Raw genomic sequence first — 16,782 nt, 5'->3', positions numbered from 1 at the left:
ACAGGAAAAAAATAATCTGTAATAAATCAGAAAGAATATCTGCAGTCTGAAAGGATTTCGAAGGGGAAAATTTGTACCCACATTTACAAACAACACCTTGACCGCGCCCCACATTCAGCGCACCGTAAAGAAAGAAAACACCACGGGAGCGTGAAATGTCCCTCAACTTCCCGAACCCAAGCCGCAGCTACGACGCCTTCCATCATTGTGTCAATTTCTGGGGCTATGACAACGCGCGCGAAATCGCCTTCACTGTCGACAATTCGGTCATTTCGAATCTGAGCCCGAGCGTAGGCTCTGACGAACCGGCAGTGCTCGCGGCCTTCGATCGTCATCGCGAGCAAATCCTCACGCTCGCTCGCGGTTTGTACGTCGGCGGTCCGCAAAACCGCTATACGATTTCTTGATGCAGCGCGGCGCGGCACGTCCAACCGGACCTGCCGTGCGCCGCCTTGTTCCACAGCCGAAGCAGCGCGGCGCCCACCGGCGCCTCGCCTTGCTTTGTCGCGGGAGTTCCAGCATGGATGATGACCAGGTCAACCTAGAAGAAATCGCCGACAGCAAACGGCGGCGCGAAGCCGCACGCATTGCCGAAAGCGAAAAAACGGCCGCACCCACGGCAAATGAGCCGGGGCACGCCGAGAGCAATGCAGCCGCACCGAAGCAATGGGTCAAGCACGTCACGAAGTGGCTGGGCGCGAAGAGGTCGTTGATGCAAACGCGCCGACCCTTGATGCTCAAAAAGAAACCCGTCGCTCTTTAGACATTCGGAACGAAAATAACCGGCGCCAAGCCGGTTTTTCTATTTGTGCCGCGCCGCGCCGCGCGGCTGGCGCGTCCAGAGCCCGAGCCGCGCGATGGTTTTCGGCAGGGCATTAGCGGTGTTTAGGCGCGACTCAAACCGCCGGTTCGCGTATCGAGCCCGCCGTCAGCGAAACGATGAAATCGGAGAATGCCCGCACCTTGGCCGGCGGATGATGCCGCGAAGGATAGAGCGCATACAGCGGATAAACCGTGTCGCCCCAGTCGGCAAACAGTTCAACCAGTTTGCCATTGGCGAGCAACGACTCGGCGCCGAGTGCGGGAATCTGCGCGACGCCCTGGCCCGCGGCGCACACACTATGCAAGGCGCCGACGTCGTTCACGGTCAAGCGGCCTTGCGGCGCAATCTCGATCTTCTTGCGTCCGCGGTGAAACGCCCAGCTGAACGGGTAACCCGTTAGCGGATCACGGAACTTGATGCACACATGCTTGCCGCTTTCGAGTTCGGCTGGGCTCGCCGGATGGCCATGTCTCTTCAGATACGAGGGCGCGGCGACGGTCAGAATCCGCGTGTCGAGCAGCTTGCGTGCAATCAGCGTCGAAGCCGGCGGGTCGCCGAAACGGATCGCGAGGTCGAAACCGTCGGCAACCACGTCGCCTAGCTGGTCGCGCGTGATCAACTCGAGTTGCAGATCGGGATGCTTGTCGATGAAGCCGCCGAGCCTCGGCCCCAGCACGAGGCGCGAAAGGAACGGGTCCATGTTCACGCGCAAACGCCCGCGAACGGCAGTCGCGCCCTGAGCCGCGGAAGCCGCCGCTTCCTCGAGTCCGCCGAGCAGCGGCACGATCTGTTCGTAAAAACGCCGGCCTTCGTCAGTCAGTGTGACCGAGCGGGTGGTGCGGTCGAATAGCCGGATGCCGAGGCGTGCTTCAAGCCGTGCAACCGAACGGCTGACCCCGGATTGCGACATGTCGAGTGCAACACCTGCCGCCGCAAAACTGCCGCTGTCGACGATCGCCGTCAGCACGCCCATGCCGTTCAGCATGCGCTCGTCAAATGGCATGTGATATTCCTTTGTCATGCACTAATGCATGACATGCTAACGCGAAATACCGTTTGAATTCATACGCCAGTACCGGGAAACGCAACCTGTCCGAGCGCATCGACGACGCTGCGTCATGAGTGGAATAACCATCACGCGCGCGTGTCGGGCGACCGTTTGCCGGTGTGAGAGACGTTATTCAGCGCCCCGCGCCCTGGGTCGCCTGGCCACGCACGTCGCGCGTGACGGGGGCTTCGTCGAGATGACGAAATACCCAGGCCGACACTAGCGTGATGACGCCCACGCACACGAAGCTCAGGCGGAACCCGAGCGCCGCCGATCCCCATTGCGCCGAGAACAGATTCACCAGCCCGCCGCCGATCGAAACGCCCAGCCCGATCGCCAGCATCTGCACCATCGAAAAGAGGCTGTTGCCGCTGCCGGCATCTTCATGCGAGAGGCCTTTGAGCGTGACACTGTTCATCGCCGCGAATTGCATGGAGTTGGCCGCGCCGAACACGGCCAGAATCACGATCCCGACGATGAGTGGCGTACCACGCGTAATCAATGCGAACGCAACGATCGCCGATCCCACGATCACCGTGTTGACGAGCAGGAACGTGTCATAGCCATAGCGGCGTATGAGTGGCGCGATCCAGCGTTTGGCGACGGTGCCGGCAAGTGCGGCAGGCAGCATCATCAGGCCGGAATGCAGCGGTGAGTAGCCGAGCTGCAATTGCAGCAGCAACGGCACGAGGAACGGTACGGCGCTCGAGCCGACGCGGCATACCAGGTTGCCGATCAGACCGACGCTGAAATTCGGTTCGCCAAAGAGCGAGAGTTTGAAGAGTGGATTGTTGCGGCGCCTTGCGTGCGGGATGTAGGCGAGCGCGCTGAGCACGGCGAGCGCGAAGAGACCCGCCGACCATGCCGCGCGGTGCGTCGCGACCGGCGCGTCGACGGCCAGCGAAAACGCGATCATGCACAGCGACAGCAGCCCACAACCGGCGAAGTCGAACGGCGGCGCCTGGGTTTCGCCATGCGCCGGCAAAAAACGCTGCACCGCGTAAAGACCCAATGCGCCGATCGGCACATTGATCAGAAAGATCCAGTGCCACGTGATGGCCTCAACGAACCAGCCGCCGAGCGTCGGCCCGGCGATCGGGCCCAACTGGCCGGCAATCGAAATGAACGCGAGCGCCGACACGTATTGCTCGCTCGAGACGCTGCGCAGGACGGCGAGCCGGCCGATCGGCAACAGCATCGAACCGCCCAACCCTTGCAGGACCCGCGCCATCACCAGTTGGCCGAGCGTATGCGCGCTCGCGCAGCAGATCGACCCGAGCACGAATACGAGAATCGCCACGAAATAGACGCGCCGCGTGCCGAAGCGGTCGGCGAGCCAGCCTGACGCGGGGGTGAGCATCGCCATCGTCAGCGTGTAAGCGACCACGATCGGCTGCATCGCGAGGGGCGCGACGTGCAGGCTGTGCGCAATCGACGGCAATGCGGTGTTGACGATCGTCGTGTCGAGCGACTGCATGAAAAAGCCTGAGGCGACGATCCAGAGCAGCGCCGTCTGGGCAGAGTCCTTATTCATTTTCAATTGAGCTACGGCGGCGGCGGGGCGGACAGACCGGCGGGCCGTGCTCGAAGCAATCGTTGGGGGGATTCCGTCATCATATTGACATCGTGGTCAATCGGGAACCCCGCTAGAGGCATTGACTGTTATCGACTTTGCCGATAACCGGGATCACAATGACCCATGCTCAATCCCATCTGGCTCAAGACCTTCGCGACCGTCGCAGCCTGCCATAGCTTCACCGAGGCGGGGCGGCGACTCGATCTGACGCAGTCGAGCGTTAGCGAACATATCCGCCGGCTCGAACAGAGCGTCGGACGGCGCCTGTTCGTGCGCGACACCCATTCGCTCGCGATGACTCCGGACGGCGAGGCCATGCTCTCGCACGCCAGCGTGATCCTGCAGGCGCTTGCGCGGGCCGAGTCGCAGTTTCGCGCGCCGCGTCTGAAAGGACGCGTGCGGCTCGGCTCATCCGACGACGTTGCGCTCGGGCCGCTGCCCACGGTGCTGGCGGCGTTTCGCAACGCGCATCCCGATGTCGAGCTGGAAATCACAATCGGTATGACCGGCAAGCTGTATGAGTTGCTGGACGCCGGCTCGATCGATCTGCTGGTCGGTAAGCGGCGTCTGGGCGACCGCCGCGGCGTGCCGCTGTTCACGGGGCGGCTGGAGTGGCTGGCGCGCACCGGCACACTGGTCGACCTCAGCCAGCCGTTGCCGCTGATTCTGGTCTCCGAGCCGAGCGTGACGCGGGCCGTGGTGCTCGATGCGCTCGCCGAAGCCGGTTTCAGCTGGCAGGTAGTCTGCACGAGCAGCAGTCACGCGGGTTGCATTGCCGCCGCGCGCGGGGGGCTCGGCATCACCGTTCGTCCGCAGTATTTGGCCGCGCGGGGCCTCGCGCCGCCGCTCAACGCGGCCAGTCTGCCGACGCTGCCCTCAGTGGAATTCATCGCGCTGGCCGCCAAACGGCTGAGCCGTCCGGCGGGCACGTTGCTGCAATTGCTGCACGACAGCGATTTGCGCGGTTCGTGGATCGGTGAATGACGCCGCGCGATGCGGCGGTTTCTGAGCCGGCGTTCCGGTTTGGGACGGCGCTGAATGGTGCTATTCAGCACTTAGGATCGCCAGGCACATGCTCTTGCAAAACGCAGGCAAGCGCTTCGATAAAGGAGGACGGGACGGCCGCAACCCAAGCGTCCTTACCGCTTGTAATGGCATCGTTGCCGGGCTTCGGGCGATTCTGTATGGTGGGTCATCGACCTATCACGCGAGATCCCGAATGACGCCCGCTGCAAACCAGCTTCCGCAACCGATTCGCTCCGATGTCCTGATCGTCGGCGCCGGCCCGGTGGGCCTCTTTGCCGCTTTCGAAGCGGGCGTGATCGGCCTGTCATGCCAGATTGTCGATGGGCTCGACAAGGTGGGCGGGCAGTGCATCGAGCTCTATCCCGACAAGCCGATCTACGATATTCCCGCGATTCCGTCGTGTACCGCGCGCGAGCTGGTCGAGCGTTTGATGGTGCAATGCAAGCCGTTCGACGTGCCGATCCATCTCGAGCAACGGGTCGAGTCGGTCGAGCAACGCGACGATGGGCGCTGGACCGTGCGCACCGACCGTGGCCTCCTATTCGACGTGGCGGCGATTTTGCTTGCCGCCGGCAATGGAGCGTTCGTGCCGCAAAAACTGGCGCTTGCCGAAGCCGTGCCGCTGGAGTCGCGCCACGTGCACTACAGCGTGCAACGCCTCGCCGATTTCGCCGACAAGACCGTGGTCGTGGCGGGCGGCGGCGATTCCGCGCTCGATTGGGCGCTGGCACTGCGCAAGGTCGCGCGGCGCGTGACGCTGGTGCATCGTCGCAACGGCTTCAGCGCGGCGGATTCGAGCGTCGAGTCGATGCGGCGGGCGGTCGAGGCCGGGGAGATGGACTTCATGGTCGGCGCAATTTCGGGGCTCAACGTCGAGGGCGATACGTTGAATTCGATCGCGCTGCGGCATATCGAAGGCGAAACGCAGCTCGACACCGAGCAACTCGTCGTGCTGTACGGATTGGTCGCTGATCTTGGGCCGATCGCGAAGTGGAATCTGTCGATCCACGGTGGCCGCGTCGATGTGGATACGTCCAACTATGAAAGCTCGCGGCCCGGCATTTTCGCGGTCGGCGACATCGCTAACTATCCGAACAAGCAGAAGCTGATTCTGTCCGGTTTTCACGAGGCGTCGTTAGCGCTGCGCAAGGCGTACGCCTACGCCTATCCGGAGAGGAAGCGGGTGCACGTCCATTCCAGTTACGACGCGAAGCTGGCGGAAAAGGTCGGGGCGGCGGGGTGACGCTCCGGGGCGACGTGCCGAAGCGTGCCTGAAAGCGATAAGCCTGGACATTAAGCGAAACATGATAAGCGAAACATGACAGCGGGCCGGTGTATGCTTTTGCCTAGGCCCATGGACGCTTCTTACTATGAACGAGCTTGACGCCCAACCTGCAGGTGATAAGCATGAAGCCGCCAACGTATCACCTGCGCGCCGTGTGAAGCCCCCCGTCGAGGTCGATTACGGCTCGCTGGTTCAGTCGATCCAGGACTACGCGATCTTCCTGCTGGACCCGACCGGGCATATCGTCAGCTGGAATGTCGGCGCGCAGAAGCTGAAGGGCTACGCGGCGCACGAGATTATCGGCCAGCACTTCTCGCGTTTCTACACTGCGGAAGCCGTGGCGCGCGGCTGGCCGACTTACGAGTTGGAGCAGGCGGCGCTCACCGGCCGCTTCGAGGACGAAGGCTGGCGGGTTCGCAAAGACGGCACGACCTTCTGGTCGAACGTGGTCATCACGGCGGTGCGCAACGAGGCGGGCGTGCTAACGGGTTTCGCCAAGATTACCCGCGATCTGACTGCGCAGCGCGAGTATCTGGAAGCGTTGCGGCAAAGTGAGGAGCGCTTCCGTCTGCTGGTCGACAACGTGAAAGACTACGCGATTTTCATGCTCGATCCGGACGGTTTCGTGGTGAGCTGGAATGCAGGCGCCGCGCGCATCAAGGGCTATGCGCGCGAAGAAATCGTCGGCCGGCATTTCTCGACGTTCTACACGCGCGAAGAAGCGGCGGCCGGCAAGCCCGCGCGCGAACTGGCGATCGCAAGGCAGCTCGGCCGTGTTGAAGACGAAGGCTGGCGCGTGCGCAAGGACGGCACGACCTTCTGGGCCAACGTCAACATCACCGCCGTGTATGACGAATCGAACCGGCTGCGCGGCTTCGCCAAGGTCACGCGCGATCTGACCGAGCGCCGTGAACGCGAAGAGCTGGAGCGTTCCGGCGATCGCCTGCGCAAGTTTCTCGCCACGCTCGCCCACGAGTTGCGCAATCCGCTTGCGCCGGTGCGCAACGCGATCGGTGTGATGCAGCTCGAGGCGGGGGTGAGCCCTACGATGGCGCGCTCACGCGATCTGATCGATCGCCAGGTCGCCCACCTCACGCGTCTGGTCGACGATCTTCTCGATGTCGGGCGCATCATGTCGGACAAGGTCGAGTTGCGCCTTGCGCGCGTCGATCTGGCCGAAGTGGTGGCGCGCGCGATTGAAGCCGTGCGGCCGTTTACCGATGCGCGGGCGCAGCGTGTGGCGACGCACATGCCGGCCGAGCCGCTTGTCGTCAGCGGCGACACAACGCGGCTCGTGCAGGTGCTGCAAAACCTGTTGCATAACGCGTCGAAGTTTTCGCCGTCCAGCAGCCGCATCGAGATCGTCGGGCGTATCGAACATCACATGGCCGTGCTGGAAGTGCGCGACCATGGCCGCGGCATTCCCGTACGTTCGCTCGATGCGATCTTCGAGTTGTTCGTGCAGGAAAAGAATGGGCAAAGCCTTGGCGAAGGCGGCCTCGGCATCGGCCTCACGTTGTGCAAATCGCTGATCGAAATGCACGGCGGCAGCATTATCGCGAGCAGCGAGGGAGAGGGCTGCGGCAGTTCGTTCACGTTCAGTTTGCCGCTTGCCGCTGCGCCCTCCGAAGCGCAGGCCGGTCAGGGTGGTGTTGCAGGCGGGGCGGTGTCGCCGTTGCGAATTCTGCTGGTGGACGACAATCGCGACTCCGCCGACAGCCTCGCCATGCTGCTCGAACTCAAAGGCCACGAAGTCCGCATTGCCTATGATGGCGCGCAGGCGCTCGAGGTCGCGCCGCGCCTCGCGCCCCACCTTGCATTGATCGACCTTGCGATGCCAAAAATGGACGGTTACGCCGCGCTGGCGGCGTTGCGCGAGATGCCCGCGCTGGCCGGCACGCTGTTCGCCGCCATGACCGGCTTCGGTCACGCAAGCGATCGCGAACGTACGCGGGCGGCCGGTTTTGACGCCCATCTCGTCAAGCCCGTGGAACTCGCGCTATTCGAAGCGTTGCTGGAACAGGCGGAAGCGCGGCGCCGATAGCGCGGTCCAAACTAAGGTCAAACGGCGCGTTTTCTTCATACAGGCGCGCCATCACCCCTGAAATAGTGAAGCGTGTCCTGGGTGTCGGATGCCTGAGGCACGCCGCTTGCTGTGGATCTGCACGCGCCGCGGCTAATCGAAGGCCGCGCGCATGGATCGAACCGCTTCAGGGAGGTACTGATGCTCGATAGGCGCGATCGTGCGGCCAGCGTGAGTGCGCGGCCACCGGAAAGGATCAGCAGAACCCGCACTCGCGATCCTCAGGCGGCACTCGCCGCGCAGCACGCTGTGCGTTATGCCGGGGCGCTTGAAGATTTTCTGCACCGCACGCGTTTCGATACGGGAGACCCCGCCGCGCTGGGCGATGTTTTGCGCGCGCTGGTCGAACAGGGCTACGACCGTTTGCCCTTCGTGCCGTTGCCCGGGCACGGGCAGACCCTGGCGCGCTGGCGGACCCTGGCCGTGGTGGCGGCGTGCGATCTCGGTCTCGTCAAACTGTTCGAAGGGCATACCGATGCGCTGGCGATTCTCGCCGAGCTGCGCGGCCCCACGCCGCCCATTAGAAGTCGTTGGGGGGTATGGGCCGCGGAGCCGCCTGATGCGCGCGTGCAGGCGAGCAAACGCGCGACGCGTACTGATACTGCCGCGCAACTGTATCTGAACGGCACGAAAGCCTGGTGTTCGGGCGCGGGCGTAGTCAGTCACGCGCTCGTCACTGCATGGATAGATGACGAACCCGTGCTCGCAGCCGTCGCGATGGATCACCCATCGATTTCGATCGACACATCGAAGTGGCAAGCAGTCGGCATGCAGGCAACCGCTAGCGCCGACGTCACTTTCGATCGGACACCGGCCGCGCTCGTGGGCGCAGCACACGCCTATGTGCGCCGGCCGGGCTTCTGGCATGGCGGCGCTGGCATTGCCGCATGCTGGTACGGCGCCGCCGCGCAGATCGGCCGGACCTTGCGCGAAGCGTCCATGCAACGTGCCGACGGACATCGGCTCGCCCACCTCGGCGCGGTCGATGTCGCTTTTGCGGGCGCCGCCGCGGTGTTGCGCGAGACTGCCGCTCATATCGACGCGAACCCAAAAGCGGACTCGCGGCGTGACGCCATGCGCGCACGCCTCATCGTCGAAGAAGCGGCAACGGCCGTGATGAATCACGCGACGCGCACGCTCGGCGCCGGTCCGTTGTGCCGCGATGCGCGCTTTGCCCGCGCGCTGGCGGACCTGCCGGTGTTCTTGCGGCAAAGCCATGCCGAAGGCGACCTTGCGGCGCTCGGCGAGTTGACCGTCAAAGCAACGTTCGACGCCAACGCCGCTGCCGGAGGTGCGCCGTGGACGCTCTGACGCGATATAGGGAGGGCCGCTGACATGTCCGCTACGACGGTGTACTTCGATGAACTCTACAAAAGCGGCGACGACCCGTGGCACCTGCGCGAAGGCTGGTACGAGCGCCGCAAGCGTTCGCTCACGCTTGCACTGCTGCCGCGTCCGCGCTATCGCAACGCGTTCGAGCCGGGCTGCGCGAATGGGGAACTGACGGCCGAGCTGGCGACCCGCTGTGACGCGCTGCTCGCCGCCGATCTGCACGAAACAGCCGTGCGTCTTGCACGCGAACGTGTTGCCGGTATGCCGCAGGTGCGCGTCGACCGGCGCACGGTGCCGCACGAATGGCCGACCGACGCAGGACCGTTCGACCTGATCGTCATCAGCGAATTTGCCTATTACCTCGATGCTGCCGACCTCGAAACGCTGGCCGCACGAATCGCAGCATCGCTCACGCCGGACGGCACGCTGCTCGCTTGCCACTGGCGCCGCCCGTTTGCCGAGGCGCTCGAATCCGCCGATGCCGCGCACGCGTTGTTCGATGCTCGCTGCAGCCTGTCGCGTCTCGCGCATCACGACGAAGCCGATCTGCTGATCGACGTATGGTCCCGCGATGCGCGTTCGGTGGCGCAGCGCGAGGGGCTCCTATGATCGGCGTGATCGTTCCGGCGCATAACGAAGAGGCATTGCTGGCGCCTTGTCTTGCCGCGTTGATCGAAGCATCGCGGCACGCCGGTCTGACCGGCGAGTCGGTGCGGATCGTCGTCGTGCTCGATGCCTGCAGCGACTTTTCCAGGGCGATCGCGCGCGCTTACGGTGTCGAGACGTTGACGCTGAAGGCGCGCAATGTCGGCATTGCGCGCGCGACAGGCGCCGACTTTTTGCTGGCCGACGGCGCCCGCTGGCTCGCATTCACCGATGCCGACAGCCGCGTGTCGCCGGGCTGGCTGGTCGCGCAGTTGTCGCTGGACGCGGACGCGGTGTGCGGCTCGATTGCCGTCGACGACTGGACCGCTCATCCGCATAGCGTGCGCGAATATTTTCGCAAGACCTACGTGGACGCTGACGGTCACCGCCACGTGCACGGCGCGAATCTCGGCGTTTCGGCCGAGGCCTATCGACGAGCCGGCGGCTTTCCACCGCTCACATGCAGCGAAGATGTCGCGCTCGTCGACCGGTTGATCGCGACCGGCGCCCGGATCGCGTGGAGCGCCGCGCCACGCGTGATCACCAGCGCGCGTACGGCGAGCCGGGCACGCGGCGGCTTCGGCGCTACGCTTCTCGCCTGGGCGACATGATGGACACGTTTTCCAGGCTATTCAGCGAAGGCGGGAACCTCGATTCGCTGCAAATGGGCATGCGCTCGAAGGAGCGCAAGACCTTACCCCCGGCTGCCTCGCGAAATCTCTTCACCGGCGCGATGCGGCATGCGCAGCGTCACGGGAATCGATGCGAACGAGCACAAGCCCACCACCAGAAACGCCGGCCAGAAATCCGACCACGTGATGCCCGGATGTCCGTGCAGCACGCGCGAAATCTGCAGCACGATACCGCCCACCGTTACGCCCAGGCCGAGCGACATCTGCTGCACGACGCTGCCGAGACTCGTCGCGCGCCCCACATCGCGGCTGGCGATTTCCGCGTAAGTCAGCGAGTTGAGACTCGTGAATTGCAGCGCGGGGAAGAAGCCGCCGAGCAACACCACGAACCAGATGATCCAGGTCGGCGTGCCCGGGAAAAACAATCCGCACGCCGCGATCGAGATCCCTGACAGCGCCGCGTTCACTACCAGCACCGAACGGAAGCCGAAGCGATGCAGCACGCGCGAGGCGACCGTGCGCATGAACATGCCGCCGAACGCGGACGCGCAGGTGATCAGGCCGGACTCGAACGCGCTCATGCCGTGTCCTTCCTGCAGCATCAGCGGCAGCAGAAAGGGCAGTGCACCGAGGCCGATGCGAAACAGCGAGCCGCCGAGCACGCTCGCCTGGAAGGTCGGCACCTTGAAGAAGCGCAGATCCAGCAAAGGCAATTTCACGCGCTGGGCGTACGCGACGTAGACCACCAGCAGAGCCGCGCCGCTCGCGCACATGCCGAACGCGTCCCGATTCGACATGAGTTCGCCGCCGACCAGCGACAACCCGAGCAGAAGCAGCACCGCGCCAGCCGCCGACAGAAAAAAGCCGATCCAGTCGAGCGGCCCGGGGTCCGGTTCGCGCGTGTTGGCGATATGCCGGTTGGTCAGATAGATACCGAGAATGCCGATCGGCACATTGATGAAGAAGATCAGACGCCAGTGCAGATAGGTCGTGATGAAGCCGCCGAGCAGCGGTCCGGCTGCCGGTCCGAGCAGTGCGGGGACGCTCAGATAGTTCATCGCGCGGATGAAGTCGGACTTGTGGACCACACGGAAGATGATGATCCGCCCGACCGGCACCATCATCGCGCCGCCGACGCCTTGCACGAAGCGGGCGAGGGTGAAGGTGGCGAGCGAGTTCGACGCGGCGCACAAGAGCGAGCCGGCCACGAAGATGCCGATCGCGGTGCGGAAAATCGTGCGCGCGCCGAAGCGGTCCGCGAGCCAGCCGCATACCGGAATAAAAACGCCGAGACCCAGCACGTAGCTCGTGACCGCGATTTTCAGCGTGACCGGATCGCGCCCGAAGTCGCGCGCCATAGCGGGCAGGGCGGTGACGATCACATTCGCATCGACGCTTTCCATGAACATCGCGCATGCGACGATGAGAGGCGCAATCAGGGCTTTCTGGACGACGGTCATGAGGGGGGGCGGCCGGTCTGCGGCGGATGGTCGCAGGTAAAGGGGGCATTATTGCACCTGTACGGTGCGGATGGTTAATAGCGCACCACCTGATGCCGCCCCTTTTCGAGATTGCGCGGATAATGTCGAATCTTCGTCTCGCGATCTTCAATAAGCGTTTAAAATTCTGCCCCTTGTCGAGCGCAGCGGTCCTCATCAGCACGGCAAGCCAATCGGCAATATCGACCGTTTCATCGGCGCGTATTGCTCCGTCATGCACTCTGTCATGCCGCGAAGCGTGTTCAGCTCAGCTTACCGGCCCAGATTAAAACCCGACGAATCGACTTGCATTGGCTGACACTGTCAACCTTTTCAACACTTTTCCGTTATCCGTTTGTAATCGCCGAAGTAAGGCGACGCCGTGGCAGACGACCCGTCGCCGCGACAGCTCTACGCAAGGCCCGCATTGACCATATTTCACCGATATAACAACAGATTGGACCGGCCAGGCGCGATGTTCGACCGTGCATCGAAGGCGCCTGGCAAGCCGAGCATCCTCTCGCCCGTGCTCGCACTCGTGATTTGCGGGCTGCTGCTGGTCGTCTTGCAACACCTCTCGCAGGCGGTCGACTATCGGTCGGTCATGCGCCAACTGCGTCACCTGACGGCGGGCGAGTGGGCCGCGGCGCTCGGCGCGACCGCGCTCAGCTATATCGCGCTGGTCGGCCGCGACGCGGTCGGCTTGCGCTACCTCGGCGCCGCGGTGCCGCGCGCGGCGCTGTGGATCGGCGCGACGACGGGCTCCGCACTCGGCAATGCGACCGGCTTCGGCGCTTTGACGGGCGGTGCCGTGCGTGCGCGCGTCTATGGGGTGTCGGACGTCACGCCCGCGCAGATTGGCCGCATGACCGTGTTCACGAGCGTTTCACTGGCGCTCGCACTGGTGCTGATGACGGCACTCGGCATGGTGTGCCTCGCCGACCCGCTCGCGAGGATGCTGCATCTCCCGCCGCTCACGCTGCGCTGGAGCGGCGCTGCGCTGCTCGCCGTGCTCGGACTCGCGGCTGCCGCCTGCCGCCGCGAAACGCGCCCAATCCGCACGCGCTGGCAGTGGCTGTCGTTCGATATCCCGGCGCGCCGCGACCTGCTCGCGCAAGTGGCCCTCGCCGTACTCGACGTGGTGGCCGCGGGCCTCGCGTTGTGGGCCCTGCTGCCGCATGCGGACGTCAGCTTCGTGACCTTCATCACTGTCTATGCCGCCGCGATGCTGCTCGGCTTGATCGGTCATACGCCTGGCGGTGTCGGCGTATTCGAAGCCGCGATGGTGTTCACGCTGAACGGCAGCGTGCATACGCATCAGATGGTCGCGGCGCTGCTCGCCTATCGCGCGATTTACTTCGGCGTCCCGCTGATCGTCTCGGCGGCGCTGCTCGCGGGCTTCGAAGGCCGCGCGCTGAAAAGCCGTTTGCCGCTGCATCATGCGGCGGGCGCGTCGAAACTCGCGCCGCTGTTTCTGAGCCTCGTGACGTTCGTGGTCGGCGGCATGCTGGTGATTTCCAGCGCGACGCCCGCGTTCTGGCATCGCATCCTGATCCTGCGCGACGTGCTGCCGCTGTGGGTGCTCGAAAGCTCGCAGATGCTGTGTAGCGTGCTCGGCGTGCTGCTGTTGTTTGTCGCGCGCGGATTGCTGCGGCGTCTGGATGCCGCGTGGTGGATGACCTTGCTGCTGGCGGTGCTGAGCCTTGCGCTGTCGCTGACCAAAGGTCTTGCCTTCGTGGAAGCGGGCGTGCTCGGCATGCTGATCGCGCTGCTGTTGTCCACGCGCCGGCGCTTCAACCGTCATTCGTCGCTGTTTGCCGAGCGCTTTACAGCGGGCTGGCTGGTGTCGGTGGCGATGGTACTCGCGCTTGCCGTGTGGGTGATGCTGTTTGCATTCCGCGACGTGCCGTACACGCGCGACCTGTGGTGGCAATTCGCTTTCGACGAACGCGCACCGCGTGCGCTGCGCGCGACGCTGGCCGCCAGCCTGTTCGCCGCCACGTTCTCTTTCTGGCAGTTGCTGCGCCCCGCGGCGGGCCGGTTCGTCATGCCCGCTGCGCAAGATCTGCAAGACGCGGCGCGCATCGTGCGGGCGCAGGAGCGCAGCGACGCTGGTCTCGCGCTGATGGGTGACAAGAGCTTCCTCTTTTCCGAATCGCGCGAAGCCTTCCTGATGTATGCGAAAAATGGCCGTACGTGGGCCGCGTTGCACGATCCGGTCGGTCCGCGCGAGGAGTGGGCCGGCTTGATCAGCAAGTTCGTTGCGCTCGCTCATGCGCATGGCGGCCGCGCGGCGTTCTATCAGGTGCGCGCCAACGCGTTGCCGCTCTATCTCGACGCCGGCCTCACACTGATGAAGCTCGGCGAAGAGGCCCACGTGGTGCTCGACGATTTCGACCTGAAGGGCTCGCATCGCGCGCATCTTCGCTATGCGCTCAAGCGCGGCGAGCGTGACGGCTTTACCGTCGAAGTAATCGATCAGGCCGACGTGCCGGCGTCGCTCGAAACGTTGCGTGAGATTTCCGACGGCTGGCTCGATAGCCGCGACGCGCGCGAAAAGAGCTTCTCGGTGGCCGCGTTTACCGACGAGTACCTCGCCGCGCAATCCGTGATGCTGGTGCGCCAGAACGGCGAGCCGGCCGCTTTTGTGACCTTCATGACGACCGATATGAACACCGAAGCGACGGTCGGCGTGATGCGGCATGTGGAAAGCGCGTCGCCGTATGCGATGGAGTATCTGTTCACCCAACTGGCGCTGCATCTGAAGCAGGCGGGCTTCCGCTCGCTCAGTCTCGGCATCGCGCCGCTCTCCGGCATGCAGCCGACGCCACTCGCGTCGCGCTGGCATCGGCTGGCGGGCATCGTGTGGCGCTTCGGCGGCCGCTTCTATAACTTCCGCGGACTGCGTGCTTTCAAGAGCAAGTTCCAGCCGCATTGGGAGCCGCGCTATCTCGCGGCGTCGGGTTCGGTGGGCGTGTTCTTCACGCTCGCGGACCTGTCATTGCTGGCAGGAGGCCGGCGTTCATGACCTTGCATCCGTTTTTCAGACTCGCCGTTGCGGCGAGCCTTGTAGTTGGCAGCGCAGCCGCCTTTGCCGCACCCGCACCCGCCACCGTGTCCGGCGGCCGCTTTGGCGACGTGACGGTGACACAACCGGCCGGCCCCTTGCGCGGCTTCGTGGTGTTGTATTCGCCGGCCACGGGCTGGAGTGCGGCGGACCAGCAAACCGCCGATGCGCTCGCCAAGGCTGGCGCGTTGACCGTCGGCGTGGATACGGCGCGCTATGCGGCCAATCTGAGTGCGAAAAATGAAGCCTGCCATCAACTCGTGGGCGATGCAGAAGCCTTGAGTCATCAGCTGGAACGGCAATCGCAATCGAGCCGCTATTTCGCACCGATCGTCGCCGGCACGGGGCAGGGCGCGACGCTGGCGATGCATGTGCTCGAACAGGCCCCGTCGAATACGGTTGCCGGCGCGGTCTCGGTGGATGCCGAGCGCAATCTGGATCCGCGCTTTCAGCCGTGCCCGCCGGACCCGACGATCATCCGCGACAAGGTGCCGGGTTTCGTCGAAAAGACGGCGCCGGGCAACGGCGATCGCGCGCGACTCGTTGCGATGCTGACGCCGCATTTGCAGACGGCATCGACGAGCGATGACGACGTCTCCGATCTGCCACTGATCGAATTGCCGGCGGCGCATCCGAACGGCCTGATGGCGATTGTGATTTCCGGCGACGGCGGCTGGCGCGATCTCGACAAGACCATCTCGCTCGCCTTGCAGAAAGATGGCGTTTCGGTGGTCGGCATCGACAGCCTCCGCTATTTCTGGAGCGAAAAGACGCCGGCGCAGACGAGCCGCGATCTGGCGCGCGTGATGCAGACCTATGGGGCGCGCTGGCACGCGGAGCATATTGCGCTCGTCGGCTATTCGTTCGGCGCCGACGTGATGCCGTTCGCCTATAACCGCCTGCCTGAAGCGCTGCGCGCGAAGGTGTCGCTGATTGCGCTGCTAGGCTTTGCGTCCGACGCCGATTTCCAGATCCGTGTCGGCGGCTGGCTCGGCATGCCTGCGAGCGATAAGGCATTGAAGGTGCAGCCCGAATTGACGCGTGTGCCGCCCGCGATCGTGCAGTGCTTCTATGGTGAGAACGAGAAGGACACGTTGTGCCCGGCGCTGACCAACACCGGCATCACGGTGATTCGCACGTCGGGCGATCATCACTTCGGCCGCGACTACAACGCGCTGGAGCGGCGCATTCTGGATGCCTTCAGGAAACAAAGCGGCGTGCGTGATTAGTCCGCGTGATTAGTCCATCTGTATGACGCGCGTCGCCAGCGGCGGCGTGCGGCCTTCAGGCGGCACTGCCCGATGTAGCGAGCAGGGATTGACAAGGGCAGCCAAGTCAACGAAGATCAACCGCATGAACTGCCTCGACATCCGTATTGCGCTGATTATTAGCACCATTCATCGAATGGTGGGTTAGCGCGCGTCTGATAGCAGTGACATCAACCCGCCCCACGAGGCGGGTTTTTTTATGTCCGCTTTCTGCCTGCCTCCTGGTGATCATCATTGATGACTTGTCCTTGCCGCACAGGAGCTTGCCTTGCCGTTACACGAACTCAATCAAGTGGCCGTTGCCGCTAACAGCGTGGCGTTGCGCCACGACTACCTGAAGAAAACCCTGACCGCGCGCGTCTACGACGTGGCCCGCGAGACCGAACTCGAACGCGCGCCGAGTCTGTCGGCGCGGCTCTCCAATCCGGTTTATCTGAAGCGCGAGGACAACCAGCCGGTGTTCTCGTTCAAGGTGCGCGGCGCGTACAACAAGATGGCGCACATTCCGGCGGATGCGCT

15 protein-coding genes are annotated in these 16,782 nt (G+C 64.1%); 11 read left to right on the top strand and 4 right to left on the bottom strand.

Annotated elements, in window-relative coordinates; translation table 11 throughout:
* The first annotated feature begins 155 nt into the window (after window positions 1-155).
* Together P3T22_RS12480 and P3T22_RS12475 are read left to right on the top strand one after the other, a co-directional pair.
* On the top strand, window positions 156-407 hold the full coding sequence (locus P3T22_RS12480; RefSeq protein WP_063495935.1) for a DUF1488 domain-containing protein: 252 nt from the start codon (window positions 156-158) through the stop codon (window positions 405-407).
* A gap of 113 nt (window positions 408-520) precedes the next feature.
* Window positions 521-763: a hypothetical protein gene (locus P3T22_RS12475; RefSeq protein ID WP_063495936.1), complete on the top strand. Its 243-nt coding sequence runs from the start codon at window positions 521-523 to the stop codon at window positions 761-763.
* Window positions 764-896: 133 nt separating this feature from the next.
* Here P3T22_RS12475 and P3T22_RS12470 read toward each other — a convergent pair whose 3' ends face one another.
* Together P3T22_RS12470 and P3T22_RS12465 are read right to left on the bottom strand one after the other, a co-directional pair.
* Window positions 897-1,826, bottom strand: a complete 930-nt coding sequence (locus tag P3T22_RS12470) for a LysR family transcriptional regulator (RefSeq protein WP_429325120.1) — start codon at window positions 1,824-1,826, stop codon at window positions 897-899.
* 178 nt (window positions 1,827-2,004) lie between these two features.
* On the bottom strand, window positions 2,005-3,405 hold the full coding sequence (locus P3T22_RS12465) for a DHA2 family efflux MFS transporter permease subunit (RefSeq protein ID WP_429325119.1): 1,401 nt from the start codon (window positions 3,403-3,405) through the stop codon (window positions 2,005-2,007).
* Window positions 3,406-3,570: 165 nt separating this feature from the next.
* Here P3T22_RS12465 and P3T22_RS12460 point away from each other — a divergent pair, with 165 nt between their 5' ends.
* The 6 genes from P3T22_RS12460 to P3T22_RS12435 all read left to right on the top strand — a co-directional run bounded on the left by P3T22_RS12460 (window position 3,571) and on the right by P3T22_RS12435 (window position 10,429).
* Window positions 3,571-4,431, top strand: a complete 861-nt coding sequence (locus P3T22_RS12460; protein WP_429325118.1) for a LysR family transcriptional regulator — start codon at window positions 3,571-3,573, stop codon at window positions 4,429-4,431.
* A 235-nt stretch (window positions 4,432-4,666) separates the two neighbouring features.
* Window positions 4,667-5,716 (top strand): NAD(P)/FAD-dependent oxidoreductase, encoded by a 1,050-nt coding sequence (locus tag P3T22_RS12455; protein WP_429325117.1) that lies wholly within the window; start codon window positions 4,667-4,669, stop codon window positions 5,714-5,716.
* A gap of 127 nt (window positions 5,717-5,843) precedes the next feature.
* A complete protein-coding gene (locus tag P3T22_RS12450) occupies window positions 5,844-7,802 on the top strand; it encodes a hybrid sensor histidine kinase/response regulator (protein ID WP_429325116.1) in 1,959 nt (652 codons plus the stop codon).
* 180 nt (window positions 7,803-7,982) lie between these two features.
* Window positions 7,983-9,152, top strand: a complete 1,170-nt coding sequence (locus P3T22_RS12445; RefSeq protein ID WP_429325115.1) for an acyl-CoA dehydrogenase — start codon at window positions 7,983-7,985, stop codon at window positions 9,150-9,152.
* A 24-nt stretch (window positions 9,153-9,176) separates the two neighbouring features.
* Window positions 9,177-9,782 (top strand): class I SAM-dependent methyltransferase, encoded by a 606-nt coding sequence (locus tag P3T22_RS12440; protein ID WP_429325114.1) that lies wholly within the window; start codon window positions 9,177-9,179, stop codon window positions 9,780-9,782.
* Window positions 9,779-10,429: a glycosyltransferase gene (locus P3T22_RS12435; RefSeq protein WP_429325113.1), complete on the top strand. Its 651-nt coding sequence runs from the start codon at window positions 9,779-9,781 to the stop codon at window positions 10,427-10,429. Before P3T22_RS12440 ends, P3T22_RS12435 begins: the two co-directional genes overlap by 4 nt.
* An 83-nt stretch (window positions 10,430-10,512) precedes the next feature.
* On the opposite strand, the gene P3T22_RS12430 is transcribed toward P3T22_RS12435, so the two are convergent.
* Complete coding sequence (locus P3T22_RS12430) at window positions 10,513-11,910, bottom strand: MFS transporter (protein ID WP_063495944.1); 1,398 nt, start codon at window positions 11,908-11,910, stop codon at window positions 10,513-10,515.
* 493 nt (window positions 11,911-12,403) lie between these two features.
* Between P3T22_RS12430 and mprF the strand changes: the two genes are divergently transcribed.
* A complete protein-coding gene (gene mprF, locus P3T22_RS12425; RefSeq protein ID WP_063495945.1) occupies window positions 12,404-14,956 on the top strand; it encodes a bifunctional lysylphosphatidylglycerol flippase/synthetase MprF in 2,553 nt (850 codons plus the stop codon).
* Window positions 14,953-16,224 carry a virulence factor family protein gene (locus P3T22_RS12420; RefSeq protein ID WP_429325112.1) on the top strand — a complete coding sequence of 424 codons (1,272 nt, stop codon included), beginning with the start codon at window positions 14,953-14,955 and terminating at the stop codon, window positions 16,222-16,224. Before mprF ends, P3T22_RS12420 begins: the two co-directional genes overlap by 4 nt.
* A 106-nt stretch (window positions 16,225-16,330) precedes the next feature.
* Here P3T22_RS12420 and P3T22_RS12415 read toward each other — a convergent pair whose 3' ends face one another.
* Complete coding sequence (locus P3T22_RS12415) at window positions 16,331-16,498, bottom strand: hypothetical protein (protein ID WP_158515266.1); 168 nt, start codon at window positions 16,496-16,498, stop codon at window positions 16,331-16,333.
* Window positions 16,499-16,531: 33 nt separating this feature from the next.
* Here P3T22_RS12415 and P3T22_RS12410 point away from each other — a divergent pair.
* Window positions 16,532-16,782: pyridoxal-phosphate dependent enzyme (locus tag P3T22_RS12410; protein ID WP_429325111.1), on the top strand; the 251-nt coding region annotated here is incomplete at its 3' end.

It is taken from the genome of Paraburkholderia sp. GAS348 (genome assembly GCF_050434205.1).
GTDB lineage: Bacteria > Pseudomonadota > Gammaproteobacteria > Burkholderiales > Burkholderiaceae > Paraburkholderia.
The sequence above is the reverse complement of the archived record's forward strand: the minus strand, read 5'-3'. Positions and strand labels throughout refer to the sequence as shown.